The sequence below is a fragment of the Roseobacter sp. FCG-D35 genome (genome assembly GCF_033436665.1).
Lineage (GTDB): Bacteria > Pseudomonadota > Alphaproteobacteria > Rhodobacterales > Rhodobacteraceae > JAWQFO01.
In genome coordinates, this window is record NZ_JAWQFO010000005.1 from 160075 (window position 1) to 174571 (window position 14497).

A 14497-nucleotide genomic window follows, 5' to 3' on the forward strand; every position below is an offset into this window, starting at 1 on the left:
TCTGACGCAGGGCGATATCCTGCCCGACCTCGGCCGGGTTTCCTGACCGCCGGCATCACGATCAGCTCTCGGCACGCTCCGTGCCGGCATCGATGGCTTCGCGCAACCGCTTTTCAAGCGTGCGCTGCTTGCCGAGCGAATAGTATTTCAGCCCGAACATGTCCTTGACGTAGAAGGTGTCGACCACCTGCTCGCCATAGGTCGCGATCACCGCGTTGGCGATGTAGACGTTGCTGGCGGCAAGCGTGCGCGCGAGATCGTGCAGCAGGCCCGGCCGATCGCGGGTGTCGACCTCGATGATCGTGTAGATCTCCGAGCCTTCGTTGTCGAAGGTGATATGGGTGGGAACGCGGAAAGCCCTTTCGCGCTTGCGCACCTTGTCCTTCGTCTTGAACGCCTCGCGTGCCACCACCTCGCCGCGCAGGGTCTTCTCGATCATCTGGCGCAGGCGCGGCAGCCGCGCCGCGTCATAGGGCTGACCTTCGGAGTCCTGGATCCAGAAGGCATCGGTCACGAAGCCGTCCTTAGTCGTGTAGCTGCGCGCGTCGACGACCTGCGCGCCCACCAGTGCCAGCGCGCCTGCGAGACGGGCGAAGATGCCGGGGTGATCGGCCATCACGAAACAGGCCCGCGTCGCGTCGCGCTCCTCGTCGGGGTGCAGATCGATGCGGATCTCGTCGTCGCCGATGTCGCGCAGAAGACTGGCGAAGACTTCGTGCGCGGTGACATGCAACCCCTGCCAGTAGGGATCGTAGTGCCGTCCGGTTTCGGCCAGCAGATCCTTGCGCGGCCAGTCCTTCAGCTTCTCGCGCAGCGCCTTCTTGGCCTCGGCGCCGCGGTTCTCGCGGTTGAGATCCTCGAGCCCGGTCTCGAGCGCGCGCCTTGTCTGGCGGTAAAGCGCCCGGATCAGCACGGCCTTCCAGTTGTTCCAGGTGTTCGGCCCCACGCCGCGGATGTCGCAGACCGTGAGAACGCAGAGCAGGTCTAGCCGCTTGACCGTCTGGACCGCCTTGGCGAAGTCGCGCACCGTGCGCGGATCGGCGATGTCGCGTTTCTGCGCCATGTCCGACATCAGCAGATGATAGCGGACGAGCCATTCCACGGTTTCGCTGTCGGCCTTGTTCAGCCCCAGGCGCGGCGCCACCTTGCGCGAGATCTGCGCGCCCAGGATCGAATGATCTTCCGGCCGGCCCTTGCCGATGTCGTGCAGCAGGAGCGCGGTATAGAGAACCTTGCGGTCCACACCGCTCTTGAGGATCGAGGAGGCCACCGGCAGGTCCTCTTCCAACTCGCCGCGCTCGATCTGGCTGAGGTTGGTGATGCACTGGATGATGTGCTCATCCACCGTGTAGCTGTGATACATGTTGAACTGCATCATCGCGACGATGGGCTCAAACTCCGGGATGAAGGCCGCGAGCATGCCAAGCTCGTTCATCCGGCGCAGCGCGCGTTCGGGGTTGCCATGCTTGAGCAGCAGATCGAAGAAGATGCGCTGTGCCTCGGGGGTGTTGCGCATCTCGTCGTCGACCAGGTGGAGGTTCGACTTGATCAGGCGCATGGCGTCGGGATGGATCAGCATGCCCGTGCGCAGCGCTTCCTCGAAGATGCGCAGCAGGTTCAGAGGATCGGACAGAAACGCGCCGTCATCGGCGATCGCGATGCGGTTGTTGATGACCGTGTAGCTGTCCTTGATCTTGCGGCGCCGGCGGAAGATGCGCTCGAGCAGCGGCTCGGCCTTCACGTTCTCGGCCTCGAGCTTGGTCAGGAAGATGCGCGTCAGGTCACCCACTTCGGTGGCGTGCAGGAAATAGGCCTGCATGAAGATCTCGACGCCGCGCCGCCCGCCGGAATCCTCGTAGCCTAACGCCTCGGCCACCGCGACCTGCATGTCGAAGGTCAGCTGTTCCGTGGCGCGTCCGGAGAGCAGATGCAGATGGCCACGCACCGCCCAGAGAAAATCTTCGGCGGCCGCGAAGGTCTCGTATTCCGCCGCGGTGAAGACCCCGAGCGGCACGAGGTCGGCGGCCTTGTCGACCCCGTGGATGTACTTGGCGATCCAGTAGAGCGATTGCAGGTCGCGCAGCCCGCCCTTGCCCTCCTTGACGTTAGGCTCGACCATGTAGCGCTGGCCCTGTTTGACATGGCGCGCGTCGCGCTCGGCGAGCTTCGCCTCGATGAATTCGCGACCCGTCCCGGCGAACAGGTCTTCACGCAGGCGGGTGTCGAACTTCTCGGCAAGTGCAGCGTCACCCGCGATGCGCCGGTGTTCCAGCAGAGACGTCCGGATCGTGAAATCTTCTTGTCCCAGCCGCAGGCAGTCGCGGATCGTCCGGCTGGCGTGGCCGACCTTCAGCTTGAGGTCCCACAGCATGTAGAGCATCGACTCGATCACGCTCTCCGCCCAGGGAGTGATCTTGTACGGCGTGAGGAACAGCAGATCGACGTCCGAGTAGGGCGCCATCTCGCCGCGTCCGTAGCCGCCGACGCCGATCACCGCGAGCCGTTCCGAGGCGGTCGGGTTGGCCTTGGGATGCAGGACTTCCGTGGCGACATGCAGCACCGAGCAGACCAGCCGGTCGGTGAGATGGGCATAGGCCCGGGTCATCGGACGGGCCGCGAACGGCTCGGCGCGGAAGGCCTCGGCAATCGCCGCGCGGCCTTCGGCCTGTTCGGTCCGCAGAGCCTTCACGACCTCGGTGCGGATCGTCATGGCGTCGTTCGTGCGCGCGACGATCTCGGCCAGCCGCCCGCGGAACCGCTGCGCGTCGAAAATCTGCTCCGCAGGGCAGATCAGCCCGGAATCCTCCGGGGCCTCTATCACGGCCGTGGCCTTGCTCATCTCATCCGATCCGATGGTCGGGGCATCATATCGGGGCGCGCGGGGCGGCATGCCGCTGCCCGCGGGGTCCGATAGGCGGCGCTCAGAACAGCGCCCCGCCGAAGCCCTGCGGCGCGGGGCTGATGATCCGCACCTGGTTGTTGCTGATCGTCGCGACCGCCAGCCCACGCTCGTTCGAGCCGTCCGGGCGCAGGCGGAAGACGCCCGACGCGCCCCGGAATCCCGCGCCCTGGGTCAACGATCCGGCAGAGAGCGCATTCGACCTGCCCTGGCTCACCAGAGCGCCGATGGCGGCGATCCCGTCGAAGCCAAGACCCGCGATCGGGTGCGGCGCGGACCCGTAGGCGCCTTGATACTGCGCGCTGAAGGCACCGGCCGCGGCCGGATCGGGCACGGCGAACCAGCCGCCCTGGACGCCCGGCAGCGATACGGTTTGCGGCGGGATGTCCCAGCGGGTCAGGCCGATGTATTGCGTGACGCCGGGGCTGACGCCGGCTTCGGGCAGAAGCTGGGCGAAGAGCGGCAGCGCGCTGGCCGAGGGGCTGGTCAGGAAGATCGCGTTCGCGCCGGTCGCGTCGACCGTGGACTTCACGTTCGGCACGGCTGCGATCACATCCTCCTGCGATAGCGCGTAGCTGACCGTCCCGGCCAGCGAAGCGCCGTTCTGCGAAATCGCCGATGCGATGGCCTGGCGACCCTGTTCGCCCGCCGGGTCCTGCGAATGCACGATGACGATGTTGTTGCGCCCCTGCGTGCCGGCATAGCCGACGAGGCGGTTCGCCGTGTTCGAGAACGTCTGGCCAAGCACGAAGACGTTGCCGCCCGCGATCGCGGAGTTGTTGGAGAACGACAACACGTTGACGCCCGATCCCGCGACGGCACGCCCGGCCGCGTTGGCGGCCTCGGCATAGACCGGCCCGAGAATGATCTGGGCGCCGTCATTCACGGCTTGCGAGGCTTGCGAGGCGGCCTGCCCGGCATTGCCCGCCGTCGAATAGACGCGAAGGTCGATGGTAACGCCCGAGAGGTCGCGCATCGCCAGCCGTGCCGCGTTCTCGAGGCTCTTGGCCAGGAGTTCGTCGCCGGACGACCCCGATCCGCTCGGCACCAGAAGCGCGACCGTGACCGGTTCGGAGGTGTCGATCGACGGGCCGCCCGTGATCGGTCCGAGGGCCGTGTCGCAGGCGGCGAGAAGCACGGCGAGGACGGGCAGCAGCAACCAGCGCAAGGCCTTGCGGGCGGTGCGGAAAACAGCAAACATGGGCAGGAACTCCTGGATCGGTCATCTGCGGCGGGCGCAGCGCGCCGCTTTCCGCGTTCGGCACCGATCATAGTCGTCACGAAAGGCGGGTCCAGCCTTGAATTTCCGCAAGGCGCCGCTGGCGCCCGGTCTTCATTTCGTCGGCGTCCCGATCGGAAGTGCGCGCGACATCACCCTGCGCGCACTCGACGTTCTGGCCAGCGCCGACGTGCTGGCCGCCGAGGACACGCGCAGCCTGCGCAAGCTGCTCGACATCCACGGCGTGCCACTGGACGGACGCCCGCTGATGGCCTTGCACGATCACAGTCGCGACGCCGTTGTGGATCGGCTTGTCGCGCAGATGGCCGAAGGCCGGTCGGTCGCCTATTCCTCGGAGGCCGGGATGCCGCTGATCGCCGATCCGGGTTTCGAGCTTTCCCGCGCCGCGGTCGCCGCCGACCTCCCGGTGACCTGCGCGCCGGGTCCGTCCGCCGCGCTGACAGCCCTCGCGTTGGGCGGGCTTCCGACCGACGCGTTCTTTTTCGGCGGGTTCCTGCCGCAGGCAAAAGCGGCACGGCTGTCGGCCCTGTCGGCGCTGCGCGACGTCCCGGGAACGCTGGTGCTTTACGAATCGCCGAAGCGACTGGGGGCGATGCTGCGCGATGCTGCCGAAACGCTGGGCCGGGCGCGCAGCGCGGCGGTCTGCCGCGAGCTCACGAAGAAATTCGAGGAGGTCCGGCGCGGCACGCTGGAAAGTCTTGCCGAGGTCTACGCCGGTGCCGCGCCTAAGGGCGAAATCGTCGTGCTCGTGGACCGGCCGCGTTCGGAAACCGTTAGCGATTTCGACCTAGACTCCGAACTGCGCGCAGCGCTCGGCTCGATGTCGGTCAGGGATGCCGCGGACGTGGTCTCCAAGGCCTCGGGCCTGCCGCGCAAACAGGTCTACAAAGCCGCGCTTTCGATCGCGAAAGACGACGGCTAGCGCAGGACAACCCGATGAACGACATGCAAAGGCTGGCGTCTGGCTCCACCGCTTACCATGCCGGCGCTGCGGCAGAAGAGGCGGTCGAACGGCACTACCTGCAGCACGGCTACACGCTCGCCCACCGGCGCTGGCGCGGACGCGGCGGCGAGATCGACCTCGTCTTGCGGCGTCGGGAGGCGGTCGTCTTCGTGGAGGTCAAGAAAAGCAGCGACTTCGCGCGTGCGGCGCAGCGCCTTGCCCCGGCCCAGATCCGTCGCTTGCTTTTGTCGGCTGAGGATTTCCTCGGTCGGGAACCCAAGGGCGCGCTGACCGAATGCCGCTTCGACGTGGCGCTCGTCGATGCCTCGGGCGCCTGCAGCATCCTCAGAAACGCCCTCGGGCAGGGCTGAGCCGCGTCCGCGCGCCGCTCGGGCATTGCGCGCGCTCTGTTGCTGCGCCATGTACGACAGCAGAAGTTTCGGGGAGCGGACATGAAGATCGCCTTTCAGATGGACCCGATCGGGTCCGTGAACATCGACGCCGACAGCACCTTCCGGCTGGCCGAGGAAGCCCAGGCGCGCGGGCACGAGCTGTTCTACTACACCCCCGATCACCTCGCCTACCAGGAGGGGCGCATCACCGCGCGCGGTCAGGACATGACGGTGCAGCGCGTGCAGGGCGAGCATGCGACACTTGGCGAAATGCGCGAGGTCGATCTGGCCGATTTCGACGTGGTCTGGCTGCGCCAGGATCCACCCTTCGACATGCACTACATCACCTCGACACACCTTCTCGAACGGCTTATGCCCGACACGCTTGTGGTCAACGATCCGTTCTGGGTGCGCAACTCGCCCGAGAAGCTGCTGGTGCTGAACTTCCCCAACCTGACGCCGCCGACCACGATCGCGCGCGATCTCGCCACCATCCGCGCCTTCAAGCAGCGCCACGGCGACGTGATCCTCAAACCGCTCTACGGCAACGGCGGCGCGGGCGTGTTCCGGCTCGACGCCAACGACCGCAACCTCGGCTCGCTGCACGAGCTTTTCACCGGCTTCTCGCGCGAGCCGCTGATCGTGCAGAAATTCCTTCCAGCCGTGTCCAAGGGCGACAAGCGCGTGATCCTCGTCGACGGCGAACCCGTCGGGGCGATCAACCGGGTCCCGGCCGAGGGAGAGACGCGGTCGAACATGCATGTCGGCGGCCGGCCCGAGAAAGTCGGCCTGACCGAACGCGACCGCGAAATCTGTGCGCGGATCGGTCCGGTGCTGAAGGAAAAGGGGCAGATCTTCGTCGGCATCGACGTGATCGGCGACTGGCTGACCGAGATCAACGTGACCTCGCCCACCGGCATTCAGGAGCTCGAGCGCTTCGACGGCGTGAATATCGCCGGGAAGATTTGGCGGGCGATCGAGGCCAAGCGGGCGTGAAGCCGCACCTGCGGCTGCTCAACGCCGGCCTGCGCCGGTTCGAGCGCCCGCACCTGTTGAACGCGAGCCCTGAAAAGCTGCGCGCCTCGTTCGAGTTCAAGGCCCGGTGGCTGTTCCCGGTTCCGCGCGGGACGCGCAGGACACGTATTGACCTCGCCGGGATAGACGCCCTGCGGATCGAGGGACCTTGGGTCGACGACTCGGATTCGGTACTGCTCTACTTCCACGGCGGCGGCTACGTCTTCGGCAGCCCGAATACGCATGCGGCGCTTGTCGCACGCCTCGCGCGCGCCGCCGGCGTCGCGGCGGTGCTGCCGTGGTATCGGCTGGCCCCTGAACATCCCTTCCCGGCCGCTTGCGACGACGTGATGCTGGCGTGGCATGGCCTAGTTTCAAGCGGCGTGCCTGCCGAGCGGATCGTTCTGGGCGGCGACAGCGCGGGCGGCGGTCTGGCCCTGTCACTGCTCGGAACCCTGATCGCACGTGGTGAACCGCGTCCTCGCGGGCTTTTTGCGTTCTCGCCCCTGACCGACATGGGCTTCACAGGCGGCTCGATCATCGAAAACGCCGACCGCGATCCCGTGATGCCTGCGGATCGGATCGGAGAACTCCAGATCTTCTACCTGTCGGGCCAAGATCCGCAGGATCCGCGCGCCTCGCCCCTTCATGCGTCGTTCGAGGGTGCCTCTCCGGTCTGGCTGTGCGTCGGCGACACGGAGATCCTGCGCGACGACACGCTGCGGATCGCGGAGCGAATGCGGGTCCAGGGCGTCGACGTCACGCTCGAGACCGGGCGGGACCTGCCGCACGTCTGGCCGCTTTTCGGACCTCTTCTGCCCGAAGCCAATGCAACGATCCGGCGCCTTGCGGAGTGGATCAGGCGTCTCCGGGCACCGCAAGGCGGAAGCTGACCGCCTCGGCCACGTGCGGACGCCGGACCGCCTCCGATCCGTCGAGGTCGGCGATGGTGCGCGCCACGCGCAAAACCCGGTGATAGCCGCGGGCCGACAGGCGGAATCGGTCCGCGGTCCGGTTGAGCAGTGCGCGTCCCTCGTCGTCGGGGGTTGCGACCTCTTCGAGCACGGCGCCCTCGGCGTCTGCGTTCAGGCGCGCCGCCGCGCAGTCCGCGTAACGCCGTGCTTGGCGCGCGCGGGCTGCCGCGACCCGTTCGGCGACGCGTTCGGAGCGTTCTCCGGACGCCGGCAGGTCGAGATCTGCGTACGTGACTGGCGGCACGTCGACGCGCAGATCAAAACGGTCCATCAGCGGACCCGAGATGCGGCCCATGTAATCCTCGCCGCATGCCGGAACCCGGGCGCAGGCGCGGTTCGGATCGGACAGGTAGCCGCACTTGCAGGGGTTGGCCGCCGCCACCAGCATGAACTTGCAGGGGTATTTCACATGCGCATTGGCCCGCGCGACCATGACCTCTCCGGTCTCGATGGGCTGGCGCAGGGTCTCGAGCACGGTGCGGGGAAACTCGGGGAACTCGTCCATGAAGAGCACCCCGTTATGCGCCAGCGACACCTCGCCCGGCCGGGCGCCACGACCGCCGCCGATGATCGCGGCCATCGAGGCGGTGTGATGCGGTTCGCGGAACGGCCGGTCGCGCGAGATGCCGCCCTCGTCCAGAAGGCCGGACAGCGAGTGGATCATCGAGGTTTCCAGCGCCTCGCGCGGGCTGAGCGGGGGAAGGATACCACCCAGTCGGGCCGCCAGCATCGACTTGCCCGAGCCGGGCGTGCCGACGAACAGCAGGTGATGGCGCCCTGCCGCTGCGATCTCCAGCGCGCGCTTGGCGCGTTCCTGGCCCTTGACTTCGCTGAGATCGCGGACCGGACCCGCGGCGCGCACCTCGCCGGGCGTCGCGGGCGGCAGCGGCACCTGACCGGTGTAATGCCGCACCAGGTCGGCCAGGGTCGCCGGGGCGATCACCTTGACATCCTCGACCCAGGCCGCCTCGGCCCCGCAACCGGCGGGGCAGAGCAGGTCGCGGCCGTCCTCGGCGGCGGCCACCGCGGCCGGCAACGCCCCCGCGACCGGCATCATCGCACCGTCGAGCGACAGTTCCCCCAGCGCCACCACGGTTTCGGCGACGTCGGCCGGAATGATCTCGAGCGCGCAGAGCAGGCTGAGCGCGATCGGCAGATCGAAATGGCTGCCCTCCTTGGGCAGGTCCGCGGGGCTGAGGTTGATGGTGATGCGCTTCGAGGGCAGGGCGATGGCCATTGCCGCCATCGCTGCACGCACCCGTTCACGGGCCTCGGATACGGCCTTGTCCGGCAGCCCGACGATGCCGAAGGCGGGCAGCCCCGGCGAGACGGCGCATTGGACCTCGACCAGCCGCGCATCGACGCCCTGGAAGGCCACCGTGTAGGCGCGTGAGACCATCTCCCCCTCGCTTCCGGACCATTCATGGGTAATCGCATCATGGTTTACGAACAATTAAGCGTACCGCGGCATTGCTGCCGGCGCGCAGTGCTGGCAACATCGCGCCAGATCCGGGGGCGGAAGAGTTTGACGACGAACATTCGGAAACGCGGGGCGGTCCTCTGCCTGCCGATACTGCTGCTTTGCGCCTCATATGTCCCTGCGCGTGCCGATGACGGCTGGGCTCTGACCGGTTTCGCCGGCGTCATGACCCGCGATCCGTGGCATGACGCGGTGCAGGTGTGGGATGCCGACTACGTCAAGTCGGGCCTCGTGGGTCTGGGCCTGGAACGCCAGTTCGCACAGGCCGGTCGGTTCAGCTTTGGCCTCGAGGTTCAGGCGGTCCAGCATTTCGGTCGGCAGGGCCATTTCGAGATCAATACCCCTTTCACGGTGCGCTACGACCGGCAGGGTGCGTACCTGCCGAACCTCGACAGCCTCGCCTTCGGGCTGGGGCTTTCCTGGGCCAGTGAGCGCCCGCAGGTCGAGATCGACCGGGACGGGGATTCGACGCAGACGCTGTTCTACTGGATGATCGAATTGGCCTACGATCTCGCGCAGACCGAGGATGAATTGCTGTTCCGCATCCATCACCGCTCAGACGGCTATGGGGTGTTCCCGATCGACACCGGATCCAACGCCCTGACCATCGGACTGCGCCGCCGCTTCTGAGGCCGGGTCAGTCGGGCCAGGCCCGCGTCGCGAGGTCGAGCGCGTAGGGCACCGGGTCGTAGGTGGTTTTCAACCCTTCGGCCCGCCAGGCTCGAAACGCCGGATCGGACACTGCGGTCTCGCAATAGCTGCGGGCGTCGGACGACACCGGCAAGTCGTAGCCGATGATCCGTGCGGCGATTGGTGCGTAGAACACGTCCGCCAGGGAATAGTCGCCCAAAAGCCAGGGACCACTGAAGACCGCCATGTCGCGCGCTTCCGCCCAGATCCGCTCGATCCGGGCGAGGTCGCTGCGGACCGCGTCGGAGGCGTCAAATCCTTCGTAGACGTGGAGAAGCTGCATCGGGCAGGCGCCGCGCAGGGCAGTGAATCCGCTCGCCATCTCGGCGCAAAGCCAGCGCGCCCGAGCGCGCGCCGCGGGATCGGAGGGCCACATGGCGGCCTCGGGATGCCGTTCGGCAAGCGTTTCGGCCATTGCCAGTGTCTCGCCGACGACGAATCCCTCGGGCGTACGCAGCACCGGCACGAGCCGCGCCGGAGACAGCGCTGCGAGATCCTCGGCCATGGTTCCGGAATAGAGGCCGACCGCATGTACCCGGTGCGGCAGGCCGAACTTTTCCAGCATCAGCCAACCGCGCAGGGACCAGCTCGAAAAGCTGCGGTCGCCGATGTAAAGGTCGTAGGTTGTGTCGTCGCTCATGCGGCGCAGGGTATGCGTAGGACACCTGTGCCGGCAAACGCCGTTTCGTGCGCCGGTCGATCACGGACAGTGATTGATCCGCGTCACCTGTCCCGTCGCACCCTGCCAGCGGATCTCGGTCACCGACAGGTTGTCGATCTTTCGCGCAATGGTCTCGACATGGGTCTCGCCGAGCGCGCGGCGCACCTGTGTCAGGATGGTCCCGATATGCGCCACGGCGATGATGTGAGAGGCGGGGTAGCGCCGGTTCAGGCGGGCGACGGCCGCATCGATGCGGCGCGCGGCGGCGTTCCAGCTTTCGCCCGCCGGCGGGGCGACGTCGCCTGGCGCCTCCCAGTATGTCCGGCTCAGATCTGGATCGCGCTCGGCGACCTCGGTGAAGTGCAGCCCGTCCCAGTCTCCGAAGTCGAACTCCCGCAGGTCGGCTTCGTGCGGCAGGCGATCGTGCCCGTCTCCGGCGATTGCATCCGCCGTGGCACTGGCGCGCAACAGGTCGGAAGAGACGAGAAGTGCGCGCTCGGGCAGGTGATCGCGCAGCCGCCCGAGCGCGGCCGTATCGCTCAGGTCCGCCGGAACGTCGCGCCAGCCCACGAAGGCGCGCTCGTGCGTCGGCCCATGGCGCACCCAGTGCCAGACGGTCATGGCCGCGTGCCTTTCAGAACCTGGGGCAGACCGGCGGTGACCAGCACGACCAGATCAGCCGCCCCGGCGAGTGCGATGTTCAAACGGCCCTGCCGCTCCCGGAAGTCGCGTGCCATCGCGTTCTGCGGCACGATCCCGTGCCCGACCTCGTTGCTGACCACCACCACCGGACAGGGGCAGTCCTGCACGGTGCCCAGCAGCGCAGACTGCGCGGCGTCTAGATCATTGCCGTCGATCAGGTGGTTGGTCAGCCACATTGTCGCGCAATCCAGCAGGACGGCCTCGTCGGGCGCACGCCCGGAAAGCGGAGGGCCAAGGTCGAGATCTGCCTCAAGAGTGTGCCACGCCACACTTCTGCGTGAGCGGTGCCTTGCCACTTTTGTCTCGGTTTCGCCGTCGAGGACCCGGGCCGTAGCAAGGTAAACCGGTTTCAACCCGCTGGAAAGCAACAGGTTTTCTGCCCAGTCCGATTTTCCGGAGGCGGCTCCACCTAGAACGAGGCTGAGTTTTGGCAACATTTTCTCAGTCTTTGTCATGAACCAAACGCATGTATCCTGCGTAATTGTTGCAAAGGCGCACGACAAGAGTGCCACGATTCAACAGCGGAGACGTGTTTATGCCCCTAGATTCCCCCAGAGACATGAACCTGTCCCGACAGGCGATGAAGGCCGAATTGCTGGATGCCGAGACCGAGCTGAAACTGGCCTATGCCTGGCGCGACGAGGGGGATGAAGCCGCCTTGCACCGGCTGATTACCGCCTACATGCGACTTGCCGTTTCCATGGCCGCCAAGTTCAAGCGCTATGGCGCGCCGATGAACGATCTCGTGCAGGAAGCGGGTCTCGGCCTTATGAAAGCCGCAGACAAATTCGATCCCGATCGCGGCGTGCGGTTCTCCACTTACGCGGTTTGGTGGATCAAGGCGTCGATCCAAGACTACGTGATGCGAAACTGGTCGATGGTGCGCACCGGTTCTACCAGCAGCCAGAAATCGCTGTTTTTCAACATGCGGCGTGTCCAGGCCCGCTTGGAGCGCGAATCGGCTGCCGCGGGCGAGGTGCTGGATCGGCATCAGCTGCGTCAGATGATCTCGACCGAGATCGGCGTGCCGTTGCATGACGTCGAAATGATGGAAGGACGTCTTTCGGGATCGGACTTCTCGCTCGACGCGACGCAATCGACCGAAGACGAGGGTCGGTCGTGGGTCGATGCGCTCGAGGACGACAGTGCGCAGGCCGCCGAAACGGTCGAGCAACGGCACGACACGCTGCAACTGCGCGACTGGTTGATTCAGGCGATGAGCGATCTCAACGAGCGCGAGCGCTTCATCGTGCGCGAGCGCAAGCTGCGCGATGCGCCGCGGACCCTTGAGAGCCTCGGGCAGGAGCTTTCGCTGAGTAAAGAACGCGTGCGACAGCTCGAAGCCGCCGCTTTCGCCAAGATGCGCAAGTCGCTCGAGACACAGTCGCGCGAAGTCCACAGCCTGCTGATGTGACGTTCCGACCCGGATCCATCTGCCTTGCCGCGGCCCTCTGGGCCGCGCTTTGCGTCTCGGCTCCGGCCGACCCGCCGCCCGCGGCGCGCGAGGCGCAAATCGTCTTTCTCGGCGAGGCTCATGACAACCCCGGACATCACGCGCGGCAGGCCGAATGGGTCGCGGCACTGGAGCCTCAAGTACTCGTCTTTGAGATGCTGACCGAAGATCAGGCCCGGCAGGTGACCCCGGAGGTGCGGCGGGACGCCGAGGAGCTCGCGAAAGTGCTCGACTGGGACGCGTCCGGCTGGCCGGATTTCGCGATGTATTTTCCCATCTTCGAGGCTGCGCCAGAGGCCGAGGTGCTCGGCGCGGGCGTGCCGCGCGAAGGGCTCGACGCTCTGATGGAGGGTGGACTCGCGGCGGCGGCAGGCGTGTCCGGGGCGCGGTTCGGGCTTGCCGATCCGCTTCCCGAGGATCAGCAGGTCGCGCGGATGGACCTGCAGCGCGCCGCCCATTGCGATGCGCTGCCGGAGGACATGCTGCCGACCATGGTCGACGTGCAGCGTTTGCGCGACGCAGCGCTCGCCGAGGCCGCACTACAGGCGCTGGAGCGCACCGGCGGTCCGGTCGCGGTGATCACAGGCAACGGCCACGCGCGGACCGACTGGGGAGCGCCCGCGCTTGTGCAACGTGCAGCGCCCTCGGTCGTCGTATTCGCTCTCGGCCAGGGAGAGGCCAGCCGCGCGCCCGAGGGTTCGTTCTCTCAGGTCGCGGATGCCGAACCGGTCGACCGCGGCGATCCCTGTGACGCCTTCAAGCGCTGAGTGTCGCGGGCACCGGCGCACGGGGCTGGTGGAGGGCAGCGCCACGGCCTATGGTCTGCCGGACGAACGATGAAAGGCGCGGCGGATGCTTTCGGGCAGGCATATCCTTCTGATCATCGGCGGCGGGATCGCGGCCTACAAGTCGCTCGACCTGATCCGGCGTCTGCGCGAGCGCGGCGCGACGGTAACCCCGGTCCTGACCCGCGCCGGCGAGGAGTTCGTGACGCCGCTTTCGGTGTCGGCCCTGGCCGGACGCAAGGTGTACCGCGACCTTTTCGATCTCACGGACGAGGCCGAGATGGGCCATATCCAGCTCAGCCGCGTTGCTGACCTCGTGGTGGTGGCGCCGGCGACGGCGGACCTGATGGGGCGCATGGCGCAAGGCCTCGCCTCGGACCTCGCCAGCACCCTCCTGCTTGCCACCGACACCCCGGTCCTGATCGCCCCTGCCATGAACGTGCGGATGTGGGAGCATCCGGCCACCCGTCGTAACCTTGCCCGTCTGGAAGAGGACGGGGTGGCGCGGGTCGGACCCAATGACGGCGACATGGCCTGCGGCGAATACGGACCGGGACGGATGGCCGAACCGCTCGAGATCGTGGCGGCAATCGAGGCGCGCCTTGGCGACGGGCCGCTGAAAGGTCGCCGGATCCTGGTGACCTCGGGTCCGACGCACGAACCCATTGACCCGGTGCGCTACATCGCCAACCGCTCGTCCGGGGCCCAGGGCACAGCGCTCGCCAGCGCGCTCGCCGCTCTTGGCGCCGAAGTGGCGTTCGTGACCGGACCGGCCGAAGTACCGCCGCCCGCCGGTGTCGAAGTGGTGCGCGTCGACACGGCGCGTGAGATGCGGGAGGCGGTCATGGCCGCCCTGCCCGTGGACGCAGGGGTTTTTGCGGCGGCGGTCGCGGACTGGCGGATGAAGCAGGAAAGCCCGCGCAAGCTGAAAAAGTCGCGAGACGGGCTGCCGGTGTTGGAGTTCGCCGAGAACCCTGACATCCTGCGCGAAGTTGCACAGATGGCAGAGGGCCGGCCGCGGCTTGTGATCGGCTTTGCCGCCGAAACCGACGACGTGCAGGCCAATGCCGAGGCCAAGCGTGCGCGCAAGGGCTGCGACTGGATCGTGGCCAACGACGTGTCGCCCGCCTCCGGCGTGATGGGCGGATCGGAGAACGCGGTGACGATCATCGACGACGCCGGGGCGGAAAGCTGGCCGCGCATGGGCAAGGACATGGTGGCGCGCCGCCTCGCCGAACGCATCGCCGGGACGCTTGCCTGACTC

General features: G+C 67.1%; 14 protein-coding genes. 8 read left to right on the top strand and 6 right to left on the bottom strand.

The features are described from left to right. Positions 1 to 61: 61 nt before the first annotated feature. Positions 62 to 2839: a [protein-PII] uridylyltransferase gene (locus R5H30_RS13495; RefSeq protein ID WP_318328954.1), complete on the bottom strand. Its 2778-nt coding sequence runs from the start codon at positions 2837 to 2839 to the stop codon at positions 62 to 64. 82 nt (positions 2840 to 2921) lie between these two features. Further along, positions 2922 to 4100, bottom strand: a complete 1179-nt coding sequence (locus tag R5H30_RS13500; protein ID WP_318328955.1) for a penicillin-binding protein activator — start codon at positions 4098 to 4100, stop codon at positions 2922 to 2924. Between the two features lie 97 nt (positions 4101 to 4197). Here R5H30_RS13500 and rsmI point away from each other — a divergent pair, with 97 nt between their 5' ends. The 4 genes from rsmI (at position 4198) to R5H30_RS13520 (ending at position 7381) form a co-directional block, all read left to right on the top strand. Next, positions 4198 to 5061, top strand: a complete 864-nt coding sequence (rsmI, locus tag R5H30_RS13505) for a 16S rRNA (cytidine(1402)-2'-O)-methyltransferase (protein WP_318328956.1) — start codon at positions 4198 to 4200, stop codon at positions 5059 to 5061. A 14-nt stretch (positions 5062 to 5075) separates the two neighbouring features. After that, positions 5076 to 5453: a YraN family protein gene (locus tag R5H30_RS13510; RefSeq protein WP_318328958.1), complete on the top strand. Its 378-nt coding sequence runs from the start codon at positions 5076 to 5078 to the stop codon at positions 5451 to 5453. Between the two features lie 81 nt (positions 5454 to 5534). Beyond that, entirely contained in the window at positions 5535 to 6470 is a 936-nt protein-coding gene (gene gshB, locus R5H30_RS13515) for a glutathione synthase (RefSeq protein WP_318328959.1), read from the top strand. Next, entirely contained in the window at positions 6467 to 7381 is a 915-nt protein-coding gene (locus R5H30_RS13520) for an alpha/beta hydrolase fold domain-containing protein (RefSeq protein ID WP_318328961.1), read from the top strand. The genes gshB and R5H30_RS13520 overlap by 4 nt, the downstream gene beginning before the upstream one ends. On the opposite strand, the gene R5H30_RS13525 is transcribed toward R5H30_RS13520, so the two are convergent. Continuing rightward, positions 7347 to 8861, bottom strand: coding sequence for a YifB family Mg chelatase-like AAA ATPase (locus R5H30_RS13525; RefSeq protein ID WP_318328962.1), 1515 nt, complete (start codon positions 8859 to 8861; stop codon positions 7347 to 7349). The genes R5H30_RS13520 and R5H30_RS13525 overlap by 35 nt on opposite strands. Before the next feature lie 126 nt (positions 8862 to 8987). Here R5H30_RS13525 and R5H30_RS13530 point away from each other — a divergent pair, with 126 nt between their 5' ends. Further along, positions 8988 to 9572, top strand: coding sequence for a hypothetical protein (locus tag R5H30_RS13530; protein ID WP_318328963.1), 585 nt, complete (start codon positions 8988 to 8990; stop codon positions 9570 to 9572). 7 nt (positions 9573 to 9579) lie between these two features. Here the strand turns inward: R5H30_RS13530 and R5H30_RS13535 are convergent, their stop codons facing one another. From R5H30_RS13535 to cobU, 3 genes are read right to left on the bottom strand one after another with little or no spacing between them, the layout of a single operon-like run. Further along, positions 9580 to 10272 (bottom strand): glutathione S-transferase, encoded by a 693-nt coding sequence (locus tag R5H30_RS13535; RefSeq protein ID WP_318328964.1) that lies wholly within the window; start codon positions 10270 to 10272, stop codon positions 9580 to 9582. 60 nt (positions 10273 to 10332) lie between these two features. Then, positions 10333 to 10914 (bottom strand): histidine phosphatase family protein, encoded by a 582-nt coding sequence (locus R5H30_RS13540; protein WP_318328966.1) that lies wholly within the window; start codon positions 10912 to 10914, stop codon positions 10333 to 10335. Next, positions 10911 to 11450: a bifunctional adenosylcobinamide kinase/adenosylcobinamide-phosphate guanylyltransferase gene (cobU, locus tag R5H30_RS13545; protein WP_318328968.1), complete on the bottom strand. Its 540-nt coding sequence runs from the start codon at positions 11448 to 11450 to the stop codon at positions 10911 to 10913. The genes R5H30_RS13540 and cobU overlap by 4 nt, the downstream gene beginning before the upstream one ends. A gap of 80 nt (positions 11451 to 11530) precedes the next feature. Here cobU and R5H30_RS13550 point away from each other — a divergent pair, with 80 nt between their 5' ends. From R5H30_RS13550 to coaBC, 3 genes are all read left to right on the top strand, one after another. Further along, the gene (locus tag R5H30_RS13550; protein WP_318329138.1) at positions 11531 to 12409 is read left to right on the top strand and encodes an RNA polymerase factor sigma-32; all 879 of its coding nucleotides are present in this window, start codon (positions 11531 to 11533) and stop codon (positions 12407 to 12409) included. Beyond that, positions 12406 to 13215: a ChaN family lipoprotein gene (locus R5H30_RS13555; RefSeq protein WP_318328969.1), complete on the top strand. Its 810-nt coding sequence runs from the start codon at positions 12406 to 12408 to the stop codon at positions 13213 to 13215. The genes R5H30_RS13550 and R5H30_RS13555 overlap by 4 nt, the downstream gene beginning before the upstream one ends. Before the next feature lie 85 nt (positions 13216 to 13300). Next, the gene (gene coaBC, locus R5H30_RS13560) at positions 13301 to 14494 is read left to right on the top strand and encodes a bifunctional phosphopantothenoylcysteine decarboxylase/phosphopantothenate--cysteine ligase CoaBC (RefSeq protein WP_318328970.1); all 1194 of its coding nucleotides are present in this window, start codon (positions 13301 to 13303) and stop codon (positions 14492 to 14494) included. Positions 14495 to 14497 lie beyond the last annotated feature (3 nt).